The following is a 21,197-nucleotide window of genomic DNA, read 5'->3' on the forward strand; positions in this document are numbered from 1 at the left end:
ATGCCGGGACGTAAAAACGGCGAATTCTTCTCTGATATTATCGCATGGGACGACGATAACTATGCTTTCGTAGGCATGAGACCAAACGAGGACAAGACACGCCTTATCCCATGTTCTCAGGCAACATCAGTTCCATTCTACTTCGCAACTCTTGAAGAGCTGAATCAGCGTGATAAGCTCCACCCTGTTCCCACTGTTGACAATACTAAGCATGGTATAACCATGAAGATGTTCAATTTCGACGGAAAATTCAACGACCTTGCAAATACAGATGTCACAAAGAACTATTTCGACAAGGATTTCTCCAATGCTCAGGGACTTCTGAACAACGAACTCACCTATGATACCAACAGCAGCGGCGAAAAGAACGCAGGCTACCCTACCATAAAGTCCAACGGAAAATCCTTCAGGGATATGTATGCAGGTGCAGAGGACGTCAATCATCTGTTCCTTGAGAGCGTTTATAATTCAAGCGGCTATTTCGAGTTCGACAGCTGTCAGAATTTCGCTACTCTGAACGGAAAAACAGGCGGAGATTTTACCGTATACCGCGAGATAGGCACTACCAATTCAGATACAAAGCCTACCCTCCAGCATGGACAGTTCTTCCCGTATAATACCATTCAGGCAGGCGTTTACTCAGCAAAAAGCCCTCAGAATCTTTACAATATGGACGCGCTGGCTTCAAATAAAAACGTCGGAAAGCTCGACGAGAGCGATCCGCGTAAATACGAAAAGCTCCATAAGATAGATAATCCCGATTATTTCTTCGGCATGGAAATGAGCGCAAGCTTCGTTCAGACAGTCAGCGGTCTTGACGCATGGGGACATGACATAATCTTTGATTTCACAGGCGACGACGATTTCTGGCTGTATGTTGACGGAGAACTTGTTATCGACCTCGGTGGTACTCACAGTGCCGAGCACGGCAGAGTAAACTTCCGTACAGGCGAGGTGGTTTTCAGCCTTGTAGACAAAGGAAATACCGCAAGAATCGAAACAAAGACGACCTTAAAGGAAATATTCAGGAAAAACTACGAATCACGCGGCGAAACTGATATCGAAAGCAAGCTTGACGAGATATTTGAGGATAACGGCAAGGGCGGCTACATATTCAAGGACTATACCACCCATACCATGAGAGTATTCTACATGGAAAGAGGTGCAGGAGCTTCAAATCTCCATATGCGCTTCAATCTTGCGTCGGTAACTCCGGGACACGTTGTAGTATCAAAGAACATGATCGGCGACGGTGCAGACGTTCTCGACAAGGATTTCGTGGAATATCCCTTCCAGATATACTATACTCTCCCTGAATCGGAAGACGGCTCTGAGGGCGAGGAGCACCTCCTCGGCAACGACGACTCTCATATAAGAGTTACCTATCAGAACTCGAATCAGCCTGTTACCTTCGTAAAGAAGTACCGACCGCCGGGATTCAGCGATGAAGACGCCTATGAGAACATATACTTCATAAATCCGCTGAAAAACGCAGAAATATCCTTCCCCGACGAGACTATAAGCTACAGGATAGTCGAATGTGCTGTGGACAGCTCGGTATATGACAACGTCCTGATAAACGGCGAGGAGGTTCCCGACGGCAGGATACAGATAAAGGGCAACCTGAAGAGCTATGGCTCGGAAAAGGTAGACGCAGTTCAAAGACCTACGATATCCTTCGATAATCACGTAAATGACGACGTTATCAAGGATCTTTACATCACAAAAAGGCTGTATGATGACGAAAACAACGAAACAACAGACGATCCTGCTTCATTTGATTTCAGACTGTATATCTCGTCAGTCGATACTGATGCGGCTGATATACCGCCTGCCTTCATGTACAATTACTACGTGCTCGACAGGGAAAAGAGAATGTGCAGATACGACAGTACAAGCGGAAAATTCGTTCCCACAGAGCTTGTCTACAACCGCGACGCTGTCAAGGCGCTGAATGCATATTCAAACGAGACCGCCGATGATGACGATATATGGGAAAAATATGACAGCAAGCACAGCAGAACTATAGCTTCATACGGTATAAAAACGGAAAATGTTGTTTTTGATACCTCGTCTCACGGCGCTGTATCAAGAATACCGTCAGGCTATACGGTATGCGTTCCCGGTCTGCCTGTCGGCACTATATTCAAGGTCACAGAAGACGTAAAGACGGGCTACGGTCTTATAGGATACAAGCGAGTTCTCGGCGAAAAGGTAAATGCCGACAACAGTGTAACTCCTATCGCTTCATATCACATTTACGACGGAAATCCTACAAATATAGGAAAGGTAATATCTGACGTTGATCCGTATATCGAGGTACACAACAAAAAAGGCTACGGTCTTACCGTCAACAAAAAATGGAGCGACCTTGACATAACCACATACCATGAGCCGATATATACTGCGGTATATGTGGACGGAAAGCTTCTTGAAGGCTCGGTAAAGCAGATAGCTTCTCCTTCGACCTCTGCATACTATTTCTGGACAGCTCTTAAACCGAATGCCGATAATTCAGTAAGAACAAGCATGAATGGCTATGAGGTGAGAGAAGTTGCTTTAAGCGGAGATATAAGCGTTGACAGCGAAGGAAATGTCACAGGCTATGACACCCTCACCCCTCTTTCAAGCGGAGACAGGATAAACCTTATGGCGACTCGTACCGACGAGGCAACTCCCGCAGGTGAGGACAGAGACAAGAATTATGATTATATCCCTTCCTATGAAAAGGGTACATCAAACGGTTCTGCGCGTACCGACACCATCACTAATACCCGTGACGGCGGAATAGCCGTAAGACTGTTTAAATGGGCAGGCAGTGAGCCCCTCAGCGGTGGACACTTCACTCTTGCCGACAGCAGCGGAAATGTTATCGGCAGATACACCTCAAATTCCGACGGTATCGTAACCATGATGTATAATTTTGAAAGGGGCGAGCTTTATACCCTTACTCAGAAAGCTGCTCCAAAGGGCTATGTAGGTATGCAGAAGAAGCTCTGCTTCAAGGTAAACAACGACGATACCATTTCCCTGTATTATCAGGACGGTGCTACAGAATGGGGCATGGTTGACAGCTATGATAAAAAGTGGGCTGAATGGGAAAAAGGCGAAAACGGCATAACAGCCGCAATTGATGTCTATAATAAGCCGTTCAACTTCAAAATAGTTAAGGTCGACAACGAAATGTCCCCGATCCATTTGGGTTCAGCCCATTTCGCATTGTATAAACAGGCAAATACCACTATCAGCGGCTACGTAAAGAACAAGGAGCCTATGACAGGCTTTGAGGACATGGAAACCGTAAACGGAGAGGTAAGCGTGTGCGGCGGAAACAGCGGCAGGATCATAGATCCTGGCGAAAACGGCGCGATATACTTCCTGACCGAAACAGCAGCTCCTTTGAATTATTCAAAGCTTGAAGAAGATATAGTTTTCAGGATATCCGCTATAGGAGTTCCTTCAATGGTAAGCGACGCATACAACGGTCAGCTTGTGGAAAACGAGGACAGCTATATCTATACTCTCAGCGTTCCAAACGTAAAGATAAATGATAATGCAGAGCTTTCTATAAAAAAGCTGATAAGCGGTAATTTTGGCAATAAGGACAAGGAGTTCACCTTTAATGTAACTATTAATAGTGCAGCGGAAGGCGACAGATTCGACTGGTCAAAGAATGGTGAATTGCAGGCTCCTATGACTAAAAACTGCACGTTCACTATGAAAAACGACGATATTGTGGTCATATCACTGCCCGGCGGCACGGATATAACAGTTTCCGAGGACAACGAAGACTATTCCACAACTTTTTGCCTTAATTCGGGTGAAGCAGAAAAGATAACCTCAAAGAGCTTCATCGTCACTGAAAATACATCTCTTGTCGTTACGAATTCCTTCAATAAGATAGTGCCGACAGGTGTATCAGTATCATTTGTATTCAGTTTAATTGTATTTATTCTCCCTGCAGTTCCGATATGCTGTATCCTGAGATACAAAAAGAGAAAAAGAGAGGGTATATAAATGCACTGAAAAACCGCCTCAGGATAATTCCTAAGGCGGTTTTCTGCTTTATCAAGTATGGTCATAACTCCTCATCGGGATAATTTTTATATCCGCAGTAATAAAAAGCGTTCTCAGTTATAATTCATGCAAAAGCTTTGAAACAATATGCATGAACGAGCCTGTTTCCCTTTATAACACAGAAATTACCGGCTCAATACCTGTCGGTAAATCTATGAACTCCCTCGTTATCCTTATAGGCGATGACAGTATTCACATTGACGTTTTCCACGCTGCGGAAGATATTCTTTTCAACCTGCGGATTAACCTTTTTCAGCTCCGCGATGAGGTTCTTTATCTCAAGGCGCTTTGACACGGAGCGACTATCGGGCTCGCAGGTAGTGCAGGTATCGGTGAACTTGCAAGCGCACTGTATGAAATGCAGGTCGTTGTAGTCGCGCCAGTGCTTTATCTCAGCCTCGCGGACAAGATAAAGCGGTCTTATCAGCTCCATGCCCTCAAAGTTGGTGCTGTGGAGCTTCGGCATCATGGTCTGTACCTGTCCGCCGTAAAGCATACCCATGAGGATAGTCTCGATAACGTCGTCGAAATGATGTCCCAGAGCTATCTTGTTGCAGCCCAGCGCCTTTGCGTGGCTGTATAAGTAGCCTCTCCTCATTCTCGCGCATATGTAGCAGGGGTTCTTCTCGATATTGTATACCGAGTCGAAGATATCCGACTCGAAAATATGGACGGGTATGGACATTGAACGAGCGTTCTCCTCGATAACACGGCGGTTCTCGGGACTGTAGCCCGGATCCATAACAAGGAACACCACCTCGAAGGGGAACTTGTCGTGGCGTTTCAGCTCCTGAAAGAGCTTCGCCATGAGCATTGAGTCCTTGCCGCCCGAGATACAGACGGCTATCTTGTCATTGGGCTGTACCAGCTCGTACTCGTTTATAGCCTTGGTGAACTTGCACCATATGGACTTCTTGAACTTCTTACGCAGGCTCAGCTCCACCGCTTCTGTGACATCGCGCTGCTCCATTTTGCCGCGGAGCCATTCTACATAGCCCCCTGCCAGCTCGTAGGCGTCATAGCCCTTGTCGCAGAGCTGTTCGGCAATATCACCGCTGATGATACCTCCCTTGCAGTATATCACTATTTTTTTTATCACGGGGAAGCTCCGCTGTAAGCACCTGCTCCTGCGGAATATTCACGGCTCCGCTGATATGTCCGTACTCAAAGGCGGAGCTGTCGCGGATATCCACAAGCATTGCGTCCCCGAAGTCTTTCAGCTCCGGGGCAGTAATAGTCCTGCTCATATATTTTCTCCTTGTTCGTTGGTTTTCTTCTCAATGGGCAGCTCAATGGTAAACGTAGTTCCCTTGCCCGATTCGCTGTCCACATGGACAGTGCCGTTGTGGTACATTACGCCGTGCTTTACAATGGAAAGTCCCAAACCTGTGCCCTTTATCTTACGTGAGCGGCTCTTGTCCACGCGGTAGAAGCGCTCGAAGATACGCCCGATATGCTGCTTGGGTATACCGATACCGGTATCGCTGACGGTGATTATAGCACGTTTTGGCGCATGGGATATCTTCACGTCCAGTCTGCCGCCGCTGACGTTGTACTTTATGCCGTTGTCGCAGAGATTGTACAGCACCTCGCTGAGGATAGTCCTGCTGCCCAGCAGCGAGACCTTCTCTCCCGTAAGAGACACCGCCTTTCTGTAATTTCCATAATTATACCATATTCGGAGAGGTTTTTCAATCATTCATAAGTCTGCTTCACATCATTACAATTATGGATAAAAAAAGTTGTGTTATTGTATGGCAACAATAACACAACGTATACGTTCAAGGCTCAAATATTTAGTAATAAATATTTGATGCAATTGTTAATTGACTATCTCAAAACTGCGTCGGTACGGTTTCATAATATTCTGCAAGCAACGCCTGATTTTTTCATATTCCGACCTGCATATAGTATGTATACACCACCTTGTGTCCCATTGATCTCACGCTATTTCGCCAAAATTCCCATTGTTGTTCCGGACACATCATATTGACCATGTTGCCGCCGATAGAACCGGCTTCACGTGAAGTAAGATCGCCGTTATAGCCCTTCTTGAGGTCGATACCGAGCTCGTTTGCAGACTCCATCTTGAATCTTTCAAGAGTCTCTCTGCCCTTCTGTGTCATTTCTCCGTTGTTATTGCTGTTATTATTACTCATTATCATTATCTCCTTAAAGAAATTGATTATTGATGCCGTGATAGTATTATAGCCCGCTCAGCACCTTTTATGACATGGGAAAATATGTACAATTTGACGAAAATCCCCCAAAATATAATTTCCGGTGTTTTTACCCTTGCTTTGACATCATATTGATAGTATAATATATATGTCTGTGTCTTTTGATATTATTTGCTGATCTTTTCAGTTTTTATGCAGGAGAATCACAGTCTTTAAATGTCTGATCTACGAAATATATTTTTAAGGAGCTATAAAAAATGCTTTGGTCAATAATCATACCGCCAATTATGTTCTTTATTTCACTGTCAATAATGAATATTTGTGATAAAAAATTCAGTGACAAAAAGAAAAAAGACGCCTCAAAACATACAATGAAAGATCTCGCTGTCGCTCTCGGCATTCTTATTTGTTCTATGGTACTGGTAAGTGCTATAACATCAATTGCCATGATAGACGGGAAAAACGACATATCCCTTCTTGGGGCTGCCCTTACAAGTGCTGCCGTTTTCGGTGCTGTACTTGCAAAGCGCTATGAAGCTCCGCGAATAGGCACATTCCTGAAAAAGAGCGCAGTATGTGCTGTAGCTATACTTGCTGCGGAAGTCCTCATATTCAACGGAAAAAGCTTCACCTCCGATAAGACAGACAAGGAAATATCCTTTTACGATATCACACTGGGAGCAAATACGGCTCTTTCCGAAAACAGCGATATATCCGTCACAGGCGACACAGACCTGAGAATGAGCAATATTCCCGAAGATGCAAGGATACTGCTCGTAAGTCTTGACGCTGAGGGCGGCTCGTCAACACCCTTTGATGTAAAGCTCAGTATGTCAGATAAGAATTTCTCCACTCAGGACATTGTCGTTCAGCACAAACGCACCTGCGGCAGAAATACAGAGCTTTCACTCTATTTTGAACCATACGAACAGCTCAATACTCTCACGCTTTCTTTAACAGGAATAACAACTCCTGTAAAGATACATCAGATACGAGCTCTAAGGGCTGTCCCCTATTCATTCTCAGATCTGAGGTTCGTTCTTCTCTATATTATAGTAATAGGCTGTCTTGCAATAAAGACATTCGGATTTTACGCTGTTGACTACGACAGAAAGAAACGTTCCCACATTATTGCTGTTGCAGCTGTTATAGTATTATGTACACTTTCGGGACTTTGCCTCCGTCAGCCAAATCAGGAAAGCAGACCGTATACAGGCACGGAAAAATATACAGACGACCCCTTTGCTTTGACTCTTGATGCCTTTGAAAAGGATCAGGTCTACCTTGACCTTGATGTTGATCCCGAACTTGAAAATATCGAAAACGTATACGATTCAGGTCTGCGCGGCAGCTCTCAGGCTTTCTCCTACTGGGATCTTGCATACTACAACGGCAAATACTACAGCTATTTCGGCGTAGCTCCCGTGCTCACATTCTACTATCCTTATTATAAATTAACAGGAAAGCTGCCCACACTTGCAATGGCGAACAATTTCTACACAGTGATAGGCATTCTCTTCATGTGCCTTACTGTACTCGCCGCTGTAAAGCTGCTTGACCTGAAACCAAAGCTCCTGCTCCTGCTGCTGATGCTGCCTACTGCAACAGCCACAATGGGCTTCTGGACTCTCGGAAATGAGATAGACCGCTATACTCTGCCGACTGTATCGGGACTTTGCTTCCTGATGATAAGCCTTTTCACAGGCATGACAGCCTGCACCACGGCAAAGAAGAAGCTGAAACCGGTACTGCTCCTCATAAGCGGTACAGCTCTTGCACTTTCAGTTGCTTCACGTCCTACAGTTGCACTTTGCGGTGCAGTTCTTGGGCCATTCTTCATCGGCATACTCCTCGACAAGAAGGAAAAGCTCAACTACCGTCTCGGACTTGCAGCAAGCTTTGTAGCTCCGCTTATTGCAGGTGCGGCACTGATAATGAAGTACAACGCTGCAAGATTTGGCTCACCATTTGATTTTGGTGCCGCATATCAGCTCACAGTAAGTGATATCCACGCAAATACTCTCAGGCTTTCAAATCTGCCGTCGGCTATATATCACTATTTCTTACAGATGCCGAAATCAAAGCCTGCATTCCCCTTCTTTGAAACAGGCTTCAACGGACTTGAAAACTACGGCTCATATGTATACACGGTAATAGGCTTCGGAGCACTTACACTCCCTGTTATCCTCTTCGGTACACTTCTCCAGCCTCAGGCTTTCGGTCCGAAAACAAAGGAGATAAACGACCGCTACAGAAGATGGTTCTTGGCTATATGCCTTGCAATGTCAGTATTCCTTGCATGGGCTGACTTCTGTCTCGGCGGATTTATCACACACTATATATTTGACATCATGCCCCTTATGACATTTGCAGCCATGATCGGCATATTCCGCGGCTGTTCAAAGCCCTCCGCTCACAAGAGCAGATACGTTCTTTCGGGAGTTTCAATGGCACTGACAGTGGTATTCATCTTCGGTCAGCTCTTCAACTGGGGAGAAGGCACTATTATGAAACGCTTCCCAAGCCTTATAGATACTCTTGAAGATGCAGTTATATTCTGGAAGTAAGCAAAAAGGACTGAGAAAATCTCAGTCCTTTTTTCAATATCCGTGATACTTCACAAAACTCAGTCTGTACTTTTGTTAAAAACACTGAATTCAAAAATTTATTTTCCGATATTCAACGTTTTTGCATTGAATTCCGCCATTTTTCAGCCCATTTACAAAAGAGCAACATAAATGAATATTCAAATTCATTCCTTCACATCATCATACTTATCAAGGAAACGGTGAACACCTGCGTTGTCCTTATAGGCGATGACCGTATTCACGTTGACATTTTCAACGCTTCGGAAGATATTCTTTTCAACCTGCGGATTGACCTTTTTAAGCTCCGCAATGAGATTTTTTATCTCCAGTCGCTTTGAGACCGAGCGGCTGTCGGGAGCACAGGTAGTGCAGGTATCAGTGAATTTGCAGGCACACTGTATGAAATGCAGATCGTTGTAGTCGCGCCAGTGCTTTATCTCGGCTTCTCTCACAAGATAAAGGGGACGGATAAGCTCCATGCCCTCGAAGTTGGTACTGTGGAGCTTCGGCATCATAGTCTGAACCTGTCCGCCATAAAGCATACCCATGAGGATAGTCTCGATAACGTCGTCAAAATGATGTCCGAGGGCAATTTTATTGCAGCCTAAAGCCTTTGCGTGGCTGTAGAGATAGCCGCGGCGCATACGCGCACATATGTAGCAGGGGTTCTTCTCAATATTGTACACAGAATCGAATATATCCGACTCAAATATATGCACGGGAATGGACATAGAACGTGCATTTTCCTCTATAACACGGCGATTCTCGGGACTGTAGCCCGGGTCCATAACAAGGAATACCAGCTCAAAGGGGAACTTATCGTGGCGTTTCAGCTCCTGAAAGAGCTTAGCCATGAGCATTGAGTCCTTGCCGCCCGAAATACAGACTGCTATCTTGTCGTTAGGCTTTACGAGCTCGTATTCGTTTATAGCCTTTGTAAACTTGCACCATATAGACTTCTTGAACTTCTTCCTGATACTAAGCTCCACAGCCTCTGTAACTTCCCTGTTCTCCATTTTAACGCGAAGCCAATCAACATAGCCGCCATCTAAATTATATGCATCAAAGCCTTTTTCGCACAGCTTATCCGCGATATCTCTGCTTATTATACCGCTGCGGCAGCATATTATCAGCTTCTTATCCGGCGGCAGTTCCACAGAAAGTACCTCATCCTGCGGAATATTCACAGCTCCGTCCATATGACCGTACTCAAAAGCGGAGCTGTCACGTATATCTATTATTGTATATTCCGAATTATCGAGCTTTTCAAGCTCTGCGGCAGTAATGCCATTATTCATTGAAACACCTCATTGTTTTTTCTCTATGGGCAGCTCTACTGTGAAAACAGTGCCCTTTCCTGCCTCGCTGTCAACTCTTACAGTACCGTTATGGTACATAACGCCGTGCTTAACGATAGAAAGTCCGAGACCTGTACCCTTTATTTTCCGCGAGCGGCTCTTGTCAACACGGTAAAAACGCTCGAAAATACGTCCTATATGCTGCTGCGGTATTCCCATACCCGTATCGCTTACAGTAATTATAGCCCTCTGCGGTATATGGGATATCTTAACGCTCAGACTTCCGCCGCTGACATTGTACTTTATTGCATTATCGCAGAGATTGTACAGTATCTCGCCAAGTATGGTGCGGCTTCCGATAAGTGATACCTTTTCGCCTGTAAGCTCCGTATTCACGCCCTTTTCCTCAGCACTTAGCTTCAGTCTTCCGAGCACTTCCTCAGCAAGGCTGTACAGCTCAACACTTTCATTCTCACGTGGAGCAGAGTCCTCATCAAGCTTTGAAAGGGAAACGATATCGTTTATAAGGTTTATGAGTCTTTCGGCTTCGCTGCGGATATTTCCGCCAAACTGCGCAACGTCCTCCTGCTTGACCATGCCGTTTGCAAGCATATCGGAAATGCCGTATATAGTCGTAAGAGGAGTTTTCAGCTCATGGGACACATTTGACGTAAACTCGCGGCGCATAGTCTCAAGCTCCTGCTTCTCCGTAACGTCCATGATAAATACCACAAGTCCGCAGACCATGTCTATACTGTTTGCAGGACTGGCAATGACCTCGCGCTGACCGCCGCCTGTACGCAGGATACACTCCGAACGCCTGCCGCCGAGAGCGTTCATAAGGCATATTCTGAATACCTCGGAATTATTGAGAGCATAGATGCTCTGCCCTTCCGTAAATGTACCTGCTCCGAGAAGCTTCTTTGCACTGGTATTGCAGGTAAGCACATTCAGCTTAGGGTCTGTGATTATAAGTCCCTCGTCCATAGACTCTGTCATAAGTCCGAACTGCTCACGGCTGCTCTGTATCTCGTCCATCTGACGGCTTACCTTGTTATTCTGGCTGCGGAGCTTTTCCAGAAGCGGAGCAAGCTCCTTATAGCTGTTTTTCGTGTCAGGGTGAGCAAGGTCGATATTATTAATAGGTCTTACGATATTTCTTGATACCCTTGTTGCCGCAAGTACCGAGAAAACGACAACTACCGCAAGTATGAGCAGCATAGGCTTCAATACATCAAGAAGCTGGGCTTCAAGAGATATATGTACACTTGAAACTCTTATTACGGAGTAGTCATTGAGCCTTACAGCGTAATTTATAGTCTTTTGCATTATAGTCTTTGAATAGCGTGACGAGCTGCCCTCGCCCTTTTCAAAGGCTTCGGATATCTCTTTTCTGTCGGAATGGTTTTCAAGAGCTTCGGGAGCTTCTTCCGTATCGAAAACCACCTGTCCGCGCCTATCTATCCATGTAACGCGGATATCATCGCCGAAATCTGTGCTTTCGAGGAAAAATTCTCCAAGCCTTTCAACGGCAGAGGATATTATATGAGCTTGTGTTTTCACTTCTTTTTCCGCCGTCTCTACCGACTTGTCATACATGAACGCCGTAACAAGCACTATAGCCGCTATTACCGATACAGCACAGATAGTTATGATACTGACAAATATTTTCTTAGTCAATAATATCGTCACCTGCCTTATATCCGACTCCGCGTATAGTCTGTATAAAATCGCCGCAGTCCCCCAGCTTCTGACGCAGCGTCCTTATATGAACATCAACTGTACGGCTTTCACCTGCAAAATCATAGCCCCATATCTCTTTCAGCAGGTCATCGCGGGAAAATACCTCTCCCCTGTGCTTCATAAGCATGATAAGCAGATCGTATTCTTTAAGGGTGAGCGTTACCTTGCTTCCGTCCGCAAACACCTCATGCTTTGATGGATATACCGTAAGCCTGCCTAATTCAAGCTTTTCAGCCAGATTATCCGTAGCACGGCGAAGAAGTGCCTTTATACGTGATATAAGCTCTAAAGTGCCGAAGGGCTTGGCGATATAATCATCAGCACCGCTGTCAAGTCCTTCAACCTTGTCAAGCTCCGAATCCTTTGCCGTAAGCATTATAACGGGCAGCTTCTGTGTTTCGGGAGTACTGCGCAGCTTTTTCAGCACCGAAAGGCCGTCCTCTTCGGGAAGCATACGGTCAAGCAGCAGCAGGTCAGGCAGTTCCTGTGCCATAGCTTCACGCAGTTCAGAAGGCGTTTCAAAGCCTTTAGCTGTCATACCTGAGCTTTCAAGGGCATATATAACGAAATTTCTTATTCCTGCTTCATCTTCGAGCATATATATCATAATAACGCCTTCCTTCTCATTTTTAGTATTTTCTCTTGATTTGCGGACGACCATTGGTCGTACCTACAGTACATTCATGTTATTTGCAGCGGGATTTACGGGAACACGGGCGGCGGAACGCCGGCCCTACATTCTAAATTTACGGGCTGTCGCGGACACCAGCCCCTACAGCGCGCTAATGTTAATTGGAATGTATGATGTGGGAGCCCGAAGGCAGGCTCCCCTACTACTCACTACTCCCTATATTATACGTCTGTTCGGCAAAAAATTCAACCCCCTGTTAAAAACATCCGAAAATACGCAGAAATGCGTCATAAATTTTTTGTGTATTTTTTAAAAAATAGTTGAATTTTTCCGCCGTTTATGTTATACTGTAATGTGCAGACTTTTGCAAATTTATAAATTCCGCCACTTTTTCAGTTATAAAAACGGCGGAGGTAAGGAGATAGTATGAATCTTACAAATATGCTCACTTGTTTAGCAAAAATATCAGACGTAAATAATCCGATCATTTTTCCATTCCCCTTTAAATTACATATTTCACTTGCTGTAATTTCCTTAATCTTTTTCAGCTACAGATTCGCTGTACAGAAAAAGCCATATCAGCTTGTTTTCGCAGTAGCTGCGCCAATTTCACTTCTTTTATGGATCTCAAACAACAGAACTCTTTTCTATACAGTTGGCGCAATTGAACTTATACTTTTCCTGATCGCAATTTTCACAACTATTTTCTCAAAGCCAAATGAAGCTGAAACAAGTGCATCTTCCGATAAAAAGGCTAAGGAGGACTAAGCTGTGAAAATTGCAGTCCTTGACTGGTATACCGTCAACATCAGCGGTGATATCCCCACTTCTCAGCTTGAAGAGCTGGGCGATGTAAGGATAATCCCCCTTACTCCCCCCGAGGAAACAGCTGCCAATATCGGAGATGCAGACATCGTTCTCTGCAATAAGGTGCTCATCACAAAGGAAGTTATGGACGCCTGCCCGAATATCAAGTATATCGGACTTTTTGCCACAGGCTTCAACAATGTTGATATAGACTATGCCGCAGAAAAAGGCATCGTTGTCTGCAATGCAGGTCAGTATTCCACTGACGCTGTTGCACAGCAGACCTTCGCCTACATACTCGACCGCTTCAGCCGCATAAGAGACTACGATATTGCTGTAAAGAACGGCGAGTGGGAGCGTTCTCCCGCATTCTCTTACTTCCCCGTACCTACTGCCGAGCTTGCAGGAAAGACTCTTTCCATTGTGGGCTTCGGTTCTATAGGACGCAGGGTTGCTGAGATAGGCTCTGCCTTCGGCATGAATATAGTCGTAAGCACAAGGACTCAGCCAAAGGACTGCCCATATGAGGTCACAGACCTGTTCACAGCCGCAGAAAAGGCTGATGTACTCACCTTCCACTGTCCTCTCACAGACAAAACAGCAGGCATCATCAACAGCGAGCTCATCTCGCATATGAAGCCGTCTGCTATGCTGATAAATACCTCACGCGGCGGCGTTGTCAATGAAGCCGACCTCGCAAAAGCACTCAATGACGGAAAGATAGCAGCTGCTTATCTCGATGTACTGGTAAAGGAGCCCATGTCTCCCGACACTCCCCTTAAAGGTGCTGAAAACTGCGTAATTACTCCGCATACAGCATGGGCACCTCTCGAAACAAGAGAACGCCTTGTGGACATCGTATGCAGCAATATAAAAGCGTGGCAGAAGGGCTGTCCGCAGAACAAAGTCAACTAAAGGAAGCTGATCCTATGAGAAATATATCAGAAAAAAAGCGTATCGTCATAAAGCTTGGTACTTCCACCCTTGCCCACAAGACAGGCAAGCTGAATATCCGCAGAATGACAAATCTTGTGCGCGTTATTTCCGACCTTCACAACTCGGGCCGTGAAATAATCATGGTATCTTCGGGAGCTGTAGGTCTGGGCGCAGGAAAGCTGGGTCTCCCCGAAAAGCCAAAGGATACCAAGACAAAACAGGCTGTAGCCGCTATCGGACAGTGCGAGCTCATGCATGTATACGATGATATGTTCGCTAAATACAGCGTAACAGTGGCACAGATACTGCTCACAAAGGCAATTATAAATAACCCCAATCACTGCGAAAACTTCATGAATACCGTAGAGAAGCTGGTGAATATGGGCGTTATCCCTATAGTCAACGAAAACGATACTATCGCTATAGATGAGCTGGAGCTTGAAATAGGCGAGAACGATTCTCTTTCAGCTCTTGTTGCAGAGCTTTCACGCGCTGATCTGCTGCTTATACTCTCTGATATAGACGCTTTATACGACGACGACCCACGTTCAAATCCCGACGCAAAGCCTATCCCCCTCGTCGAGAAGATAACTCCCGAGATAGAGGCTGTTGCAGGCGGTGCAGGAACAAGTCTGGGCACAGGCGGTATGTCAACAAAGATAACCGCTGCCAAAATAGCCACAAATGCGGGCATAGACATGATAATCATGAACGGAAAAGACCCCGAAAAGCTCTATGACCTCTTTGAGGACAAAGAGATAGGCACACTTTTCAAAGCACAATAATAATAGACCACTAACAACGAGGTGTAATTATGAGTTATACAGAGGAACTGGGCAAAAGAGCCAAGGCTGCGGAAGCTGCTGCCATAAGCGCTTCCACATCACAGAAAAATAACGCTCTTGCAGCGATCTCAAAGGCACTTATTGCTAACAAAGACCTTATAATCGCTGAAAACGCAAAGGATATCGAAAACGCTAAGGCTAACGGTATGTCGGAAGCCAAACAGGACAGACTTATGCTTAACGAAAAGCGTATCGAGGATATCGCAAAGAGCCTTTACGATATAATCAATCTCCCCGATCCTATCGGTGAGGTAATCGGCGGCGGCAACCGTCCAAACGGCTTGCAGATAATCAAGACTCGTGTACCGCTGGGCGTTATCGGAATAATCTATGAGTCACGCCCGAATGTAACTGTTGATGCTGCCGCACTCTGCCTTAAAACAGGAAACGTAGTTATCCTCAAGGGCGGCAAGGAAGCTATCAACTCCAATGTATGCCTCGGAAATATAATGCGAAAAGCTATCGAGGAAGCAGGACTCCCTGCTGATATGGTTCAGGTCGTTGATAAGACCGACCGTGAGACAACTACCGAGATCATGCGCCTCAACGGCTATGTGGACGTTATAATCCCACGAGGCAGTGCAGGTCTTATACAGGCTGTAGTCAAGAATGCTACCGTACCTGTTATTGAAACAGGCGCAGGCAACTGCCACGTTTACGTTGACGCTTCTGCTGACCTTGATATGGCTGTTGAAGTGACCGACAATGCAAAGACTCAGCGTCCTTCCGTATGCAACGCTATCGAGAGCCTTCTCGTTCACAAGGATATCGCAGACAAGTTCCTGCCGCTGATAGCTGAACGCTTCAAGGTACATAACGTGAAGATATACGGCTGTGACAGAACTATCGCTATTCTTGGCAGTTCAGTTGAAAAAGCTACCGAAACAGAATATGCAACAGAGTTCGATGACTACATCATCGCTGTAAAAGTAGTTGACGATATAGATGAAGCTATCGCTCATATAAGAAAGTACAGCACAAAGCATTCCGAGTGCATAATTACACGTTCACTCGAAAATGCACAGAAATTCCAGAAGCAGGTAGACGCTGCGGCTGTTTACGTAAACGCTTCCACACGCTTCACAGACGGCGGAGAATTTGGCTTCGGCGCAGAAATAGGCATTTCCACACAGAAGCTCCACGCAAGAGGTCCTATGGGACTTACTGAACTTACAACAGTTAAGTATCTGATCAACGGAAACGGTCAGATAAGATAACTGACTTATTATATATCCAGTTTTTATTTGATTTTTGGAGGTCGAAATGGCTATTAGAAAAGATCTTGACGATATGCTCAACAGTCTTATGGACGGCGGCGGTGGGAGCACTCCTGCCCGCAGCCATAATACTCCCCGTTCCGTAAGAAAGAGCAAATTCGACGATATGTCGGTCGACGATCTGCTCCACGCACTTGAAGACGAGAAAAAGCATTACCTTGATGATACCGCTCCCGCTGAGGAGTACCATGAGGATACACCGCCTTCTGTATGGGAGTTCGCACCGCCGGCAGAAAAAACTTCCGAGCCTGAAATGCAGGAAGAAGAGGAAGAAGTACCGAATATCATATCCGAAGTCATGCATACAGAGGCTTCGGCAGAAATGACAAGAGTATTCGATGCTATCCCAATGAGCGAAGAGCTCCCGAAGCCTGCAAAGAAAAAGAAAATAGTCATAACAGGTGAACTCCCTGATTATGAAGCACTCAGACGCGAAGAAGCCGAAAAAGAAAGACAGGCACAGCTTGCCAGTGAAGCTGCCGCTGAGGAAGCAAGAGCAGCTGAAAGAGCCAGAAGAGCAGCCGAGGCTGCTGCCGAGCGACAGCGTTTAATGGAAGAAGCCGAGCAGCGAAGACTTGAAAGAGAAGAGGCTGAAAGGCAGCGCATCGCTGAGGAAGAAGAAAGATCACGCAGGATCGCAGAAGCTGCTGCGGAGAAAAAACGCCTTGCAGAGGAAGCTGCTGAAAGAAGAAGGCTTGAGGAAGAAGCTGAACGTCAGAGACTCGCCGAAGAAGCCGAAAGACAGCGTATCGCCGAGGAAGAGTCTGAGCGCCAGAGACTCGCCGAAGAAGCTGAAATACAGCGCCTTGCAGAGGAAGAGGCTGAACGTCGGAGACTTGAAGAAGAAGCCGAAAGACTGCGCATTGCCGAGGAAGAGGCTGAACAGCGCCGCATAGCACTTGAAGAAGAAAAGCTCCGTCAGATCGAGGAAATGAAGCGTCTTGCCGAAGAAGCAGCGTCTGATGTTCCCACTGCCGTTACTATGGACGAGGAGATCATCGTAAACTCTTCATCTGATAACGCTGTTGAAGAAGCTATCGGATCTCTTGGCGAAGCTGCGGAAGAAGCTGCTGCCGATATACAGGAAGAAGAGACCGAAAAGCCAAAGAAACTTGGATTTTTCAAGAAGCTTATGGGCAAGGGCAAGGAAGAGACCAAGCCCGATGCAGATACAGAGCCTGCTCCCGAGGAAGGACTGTTTGAAACAGCTGATTCTCCGTCGGCAACAGAGCTTATAGACGCAGCTATCGCTGCAATAAATCACCCCGAGGACAGCGTTGAAGCTGTTTCAGACAGTGACCCTGTAGGCAGTATGCTGGACAATATCCGCGAGGACGCGGCAGAAGCCATTGCAGATATGAATGCTCCAAAGGAAGAAGCTGCCGAAGCTCCAAGTGAGCCGCTGATACTCTCAGACGAGGATATAATCGCAGGGTTATCTCCGGAGCTCAAAGAACGTTTTGACGAACTTTCTGCCGACAAACAGCAGCAGGTCATCGAAATGAGAAGAGCACAGATGGGTGCAGTTGCACCTGCTGTAGCTTCCGACAACGAGACTGCTGATGAAAGCTTCCTGACCGAGGAAGAACCTGTATCAGCTCCTGAAGATACAGAAGCCACTGAAACATCAGCTGAGGAAAATGCTGAAAAACCTGAAACAGAAGCCGGAAAAGCTTCTGAGCCTTCGGAAACTTCTCCTCAGAAGCCAAAAGGAAAGATCACATCTGCTCTCGGACGCATACTCGATGAAGACCCAGATGAGCTTATTGTTCAGCGCAAGGAGCATACCGAGCCTGATGAAGCTATAGCAGGCGACCCTTACAAGAAAAAGCGCCTTTATACTGTTCTTGGCGTAATATTTACCATATTTGCAGTTATCGGCATTATCGCTACCATAATCAAATGTGTGGGATTCTTCCGCAGCTTCACTTCAGGCGAAGCAAAGAAGGACAGCTTCACTCAGATGATATATCCTGCTGCAATTATGGATATAGAGCCGTTCTCAGATCCTTCACAGCTCACCTCCGAGCAGATAATCACAGCTACTATCTGGTCGATAATCATGGACGACAGCAAGATATCAAAGTATGAGCCTACTCTTGATACCGTTTCGATCCCCGATGTAGACGTAGAAAAGTACGCAGTAGACCTTTTCGGTGAAAATCTGCCTGAATTCACTCATGCTACAGTCGGACCGCTGGAATCACGTTTCTACTACGCTGACGGCGTATACAACGTAAGATTAAAGCCTATAACTCACACATATTCACCTGAGATAAAGTCTATCGTCAAGAACGGAAAGAACTATACCCTCACCGTTGACTATGTTGATGAGCTCCCGCAGTGGATGGAAAAGAACGTATCAAAACAAGTTGAATTCCGCCTTACCGAAAAGGATGACGGTACATTCAAATTCAGCTCTATGAAGATACTTTCTGTAAACAGCGGAAATATATAATAATAACGAGGTTCGGGACTGCTCCCGAACCTCGTTGTTTTGCTCCAATTATTACAAATGAGAAAAAAAGCCCCTGAAATTATTACAAAAGAAATACAAATTCACAAGAATTAGGATTATAAGGCTCTAAACGGTTGACATTTTGCTTTTTTACTGATAAAATAGATATGATGCCTTTTTTATGCATCTATTATCTTTAGGAGGAGGAGCTGCTTTGGGAGACAGTAAATTTTGCTACAGATGCATGGAACAGTATGATGCATCGCTTCATGTATGTCCGTCCTGCGGATTTGTGGAAAGCGACGCTCACGAACCCATGTATGTCCCACCCGGTACGATACTCCACGGCAAGTACCTCTGCGGTATTCTTCTGGAATACAACGGTGAGGGTGCTACCTATATAGGCACTGATATTTCTACAGGAAAGAAAGTACATATCAGGGAATATGTCCCTATAAACCTCTGCACCCGTGTAAAAAACAAACCAACTATAAGCGTAAACTATAACAACCTTGCTAAATACAAGGCTTTTATGGCGGAATATACCGAGCTAAACAAGTCTCTTGCAAGACTCAGGAACAATACCAATATACCGCCTATCCTCGATATGTTTGCCGAGAACAATACCACCTACACTATCTTTGAGTACATCGAAGGCGTTAAAATGCTCGACTACCTCAAGGAAAATGCAGGCGAGCTGAGCTGGGAGCAGGTATCAAAGATATTCCCGCCTCTCTTTACTACTATCGGCATACTCCATAACGCAGGTATAATTCATCGCGCTATAAGCCCTGATACTGTGTATATAACAGACAAGGGTGAGCTGAAGCTCTCAGGCTTCTGCGTATCAGCTGTAAGAACTGCAAACGCAGGTCTTGAATACGAGCTTTTCAAGGGCTATGCAGCTCCCGAGCAGTATTCTGCAAACAGCAGCAGCCGTCAGGGTTCATGGACTGATGTTTACGGAGTCTGTGCTCTTCTCTACAGAGCGCTTACAGGCTGTATGCCTGTTGACTCACTCAGCCGCCTGAAGCACGATGACCTGCACGAGCCCCATGACCTTGATTCGCGTATACCGCGCCATGTATCAAGAGTTATCATGGAGGGTATGAATTTAAACGGCAGAGACCGTATACAGACTATCACAGAGCTTGTTACACGACTGTTTGAGCAGCCCACTGAGGAAGAAGAGGAAGATCTTGAAAGTACAACTGTACTTCCTGAGCCTGTTCAGTCCTCATATGAGCAGCAGCAGTATCAGCAGACAGCTTACGAACAGCCTGCATATGAGCAGCAGCCACAGTATCAGCAGCCTGAGCCTCAGAACGTGATACATCAGCGCAGTGCTCAGTCACGCCGCAATGACAGCTATAACTACGAAAAGGTCAATACCGTTGACCGTATAAAAGTTCCGATAATCATCGGTCTATTGCTGCTTGCAATACTTATGACCCTTGCGGTGATAATAATCAAAATTTTCTCAAATCCCGAGGAAGAGGATACCACAACAGTAACGCCGAAACGCCCGTCAGTTACCGAAAACGTAATCGACGAAAAGGAGACCACAAAGGCAGCAGATACCGAAATGCCTGATCTTGTGGGAAAGTTCTATGAACACTCCAAGGATCTGTGGAAGGAACATTTCGTACTTGATGCCGAATATGCTTACAATGACAATTATGAAAACGACATGATCTATGAGCAGAGCGTCAAGGCAGGCGAAATGATTGCACAGGGACAGGTTATCAAGGTAAAGGTAAGCAAAGGTAAGTCATCAGCTTATATCCCTGATTATTCAGGTTTGACTGTTGAACAGTACAAGAACGCTCTTGACAAGGCAGGTATCACCGATTTCAATTATCAGTTCGTTGAGTCAAAAAACTCCTACGGCAAGGCAAATACAGTAGTTGAGATACAGGTAGACGGCAAGGTCGTTCACGCAGGAGATTTCTTCAGCAACAAGGATGGCAAAAAGCTTACGGTATACTATGTTGCCGAGACTTCGGAAGCACCTCAGTATACTACAGCTGCTCCGACTACACAGGCTCCTGTTGTTACTACACAGGCTCCCGTACCTACAACTCAGGCTCCTGTACCTACAACTCAGGCTCCTGCACCTACAGAGCCGCCAACAGAAGCACCGACTGATCCTCCTGCTCCACCTGTTGAGCAGCAGCCTGTTGAACAAGGCGGCGAGGGCGGCGAAAACCCACAGTAATATATCCTATGATAAGTTCAGCCCCGAGGCAGTTTAATTGCTTCGGGGCTTTGTATTATCGTTTAGTTCAGAGTTGAGAGTTGAGAATTGAGAGTTAATGTGTTCGCTCCGCTCACATTATTTAAATAATGTCGCCGAA

General features: G+C 45.8%; 15 protein-coding genes. 8 read left to right on the forward strand and 7 right to left on the reverse strand.

Features of this window, described 5'->3' with window-relative positions:
* On the forward strand, positions 1–4,017 hold the full coding sequence (locus L870_RS0103335; RefSeq protein ID WP_028516929.1) for a SpaA isopeptide-forming pilin-related protein: 4,017 nt from the start codon (positions 1–3) through the stop codon (positions 4,015–4,017).
* A 193-nt stretch (positions 4,018–4,210) separates the two neighbouring features.
* Here L870_RS0103335 and L870_RS16480 read toward each other — a convergent pair whose 3' ends face one another.
* From L870_RS16480 to L870_RS20105, 4 genes are all read right to left on the reverse strand, one after another.
* A complete protein-coding gene (locus L870_RS16480) occupies positions 4,211–5,176 on the reverse strand; it encodes a PP-loop family protein (protein ID WP_479725125.1) in 966 nt (321 codons plus the stop codon).
* Positions 5,127–5,324 (reverse strand): rhodanese-like domain-containing protein, encoded by a 198-nt coding sequence (locus tag L870_RS20185; protein WP_479725126.1) that lies wholly within the window; start codon positions 5,322–5,324, stop codon positions 5,127–5,129. The genes L870_RS16480 and L870_RS20185 overlap by 50 nt, the downstream gene beginning before the upstream one ends.
* Complete coding sequence (locus L870_RS0103345; RefSeq protein ID WP_028516930.1) at positions 5,321–5,776, reverse strand: sensor histidine kinase; 456 nt, start codon at positions 5,774–5,776, stop codon at positions 5,321–5,323. The genes L870_RS20185 and L870_RS0103345 overlap by 4 nt, the downstream gene beginning before the upstream one ends.
* Before the next feature lie 190 nt (positions 5,777–5,966).
* Positions 5,967–6,236 carry a small, acid-soluble spore protein, alpha/beta type gene (locus tag L870_RS20105; protein ID WP_037270994.1) on the reverse strand — a complete coding sequence of 90 codons (270 nt, stop codon included), beginning with the start codon at positions 6,234–6,236 and terminating at the stop codon, positions 5,967–5,969.
* Positions 6,237–6,514: 278 nt separating this feature from the next.
* On the opposite strand from L870_RS20105, the gene L870_RS0103355 reads away from it, so the two are divergent.
* A complete protein-coding gene (locus L870_RS0103355; RefSeq protein ID WP_028516932.1) occupies positions 6,515–8,824 on the forward strand; it encodes a hypothetical protein in 2,310 nt (769 codons plus the stop codon).
* A gap of 185 nt (positions 8,825–9,009) precedes the next feature.
* Here L870_RS0103355 and L870_RS0103360 read toward each other — a convergent pair whose 3' ends face one another.
* Genes L870_RS0103360 through L870_RS0103370 form a run of 3 tightly spaced genes read right to left on the reverse strand, consistent with a single transcriptional unit; the run spans position 9,010 to position 12,493 of the window.
* Positions 9,010–10,143 carry a PP-loop family protein gene (locus tag L870_RS0103360; RefSeq protein WP_028516933.1) on the reverse strand — a complete coding sequence of 378 codons (1,134 nt, stop codon included), beginning with the start codon at positions 10,141–10,143 and terminating at the stop codon, positions 9,010–9,012.
* A gap of 9 nt (positions 10,144–10,152) precedes the next feature.
* On the reverse strand, positions 10,153–11,823 hold the full coding sequence (locus L870_RS0103365; protein ID WP_028516934.1) for an ATP-binding protein: 1,671 nt from the start codon (positions 11,821–11,823) through the stop codon (positions 10,153–10,155).
* On the reverse strand, positions 11,816–12,493 hold the full coding sequence (locus tag L870_RS0103370) for a response regulator transcription factor (protein ID WP_028516935.1): 678 nt from the start codon (positions 12,491–12,493) through the stop codon (positions 11,816–11,818). Before L870_RS0103370 ends, L870_RS0103365 begins: the two co-directional genes overlap by 8 nt.
* Before the next feature lie 450 nt (positions 12,494–12,943).
* Between L870_RS0103370 and L870_RS0103375 the strand changes: the two genes are divergently transcribed.
* From L870_RS0103375 to L870_RS0103400, 6 genes are all read left to right on the forward strand, one after another.
* Positions 12,944–13,285, forward strand: coding sequence for a hypothetical protein (locus tag L870_RS0103375; RefSeq protein ID WP_028516936.1), 342 nt, complete (start codon positions 12,944–12,946; stop codon positions 13,283–13,285).
* A gap of 3 nt (positions 13,286–13,288) precedes the next feature.
* Complete coding sequence (locus L870_RS0103380; RefSeq protein ID WP_028516937.1) at positions 13,289–14,239, forward strand: D-2-hydroxyacid dehydrogenase; 951 nt, start codon at positions 13,289–13,291, stop codon at positions 14,237–14,239.
* A 14-nt stretch (positions 14,240–14,253) separates the two neighbouring features.
* Positions 14,254–15,045, forward strand: coding sequence for a glutamate 5-kinase (proB, locus tag L870_RS0103385; protein ID WP_028516938.1), 792 nt, complete (start codon positions 14,254–14,256; stop codon positions 15,043–15,045).
* A gap of 29 nt (positions 15,046–15,074) precedes the next feature.
* The gene (locus L870_RS0103390; protein ID WP_028516939.1) at positions 15,075–16,322 is read left to right on the forward strand and encodes a glutamate-5-semialdehyde dehydrogenase; all 1,248 of its coding nucleotides are present in this window, start codon (positions 15,075–15,077) and stop codon (positions 16,320–16,322) included.
* Between the two features lie 46 nt (positions 16,323–16,368).
* Positions 16,369–18,840, forward strand: coding sequence for a prolipoprotein diacylglyceryl transferase (locus L870_RS18310; RefSeq protein WP_051411388.1), 2,472 nt, complete (start codon positions 16,369–16,371; stop codon positions 18,838–18,840).
* Between the two features lie 214 nt (positions 18,841–19,054).
* Positions 19,055–21,058: a protein kinase domain-containing protein gene (locus L870_RS0103400; protein WP_028516940.1), complete on the forward strand. Its 2,004-nt coding sequence runs from the start codon at positions 19,055–19,057 to the stop codon at positions 21,056–21,058.
* Positions 21,059–21,197: the final 139 nt, after the last annotated feature.

It is taken from the genome of Ruminococcus flavefaciens ATCC 19208 (assembly GCF_000518765.1).
GTDB lineage: Bacteria > Bacillota > Clostridia > Oscillospirales > Ruminococcaceae > Ruminococcus > Ruminococcus flavefaciens.

Coding starts and splice junctions, on each gene's coding strand:
- L870_RS0103355 (WP_028516932.1), top strand. CDS start 6,515: ATGCTTTGGTCAATAATCATACCGCCAATTATGTTCTTTATTTCACTG.
- L870_RS18310 (WP_051411388.1), top strand. CDS start 16,369: ATGGCTATTAGAAAAGATCTTGACGATATGCTCAACAGTCTTATGGAC.
- L870_RS20105 (WP_037270994.1), bottom strand. CDS start 6,236: ATGAGTAATAATAACAGCAATAACAACGGAGAAATGACACAGAAGGGC.
- L870_RS0103360 (WP_028516933.1), bottom strand. CDS start 10,143: ATGAATAATGGCATTACTGCCGCAGAGCTTGAAAAGCTCGATAATTCG.
- L870_RS0103370 (WP_028516935.1), bottom strand. CDS start 12,493: ATGATATATATGCTCGAAGATGAAGCAGGAATAAGAAATTTCGTTATA.
- L870_RS0103390 (WP_028516939.1), top strand. CDS start 15,075: ATGAGTTATACAGAGGAACTGGGCAAAAGAGCCAAGGCTGCGGAAGCT.
- L870_RS0103345 (WP_028516930.1), bottom strand. CDS start 5,776: ATGATTGAAAAACCTCTCCGAATATGGTATAATTATGGAAATTACAGA.
- L870_RS0103375 (WP_028516936.1), top strand. CDS start 12,944: ATGAATCTTACAAATATGCTCACTTGTTTAGCAAAAATATCAGACGTA.
- proB (WP_028516938.1), top strand. CDS start 14,254: ATGAGAAATATATCAGAAAAAAAGCGTATCGTCATAAAGCTTGGTACT.
- L870_RS0103335 (WP_028516929.1), top strand. CDS start 1: ATGCCGGGACGTAAAAACGGCGAATTCTTCTCTGATATTATCGCATGG.
- L870_RS20185 (WP_479725126.1), bottom strand. CDS start 5,324: ATGAGCAGGACTATTACTGCCCCGGAGCTGAAAGACTTCGGGGACGCA.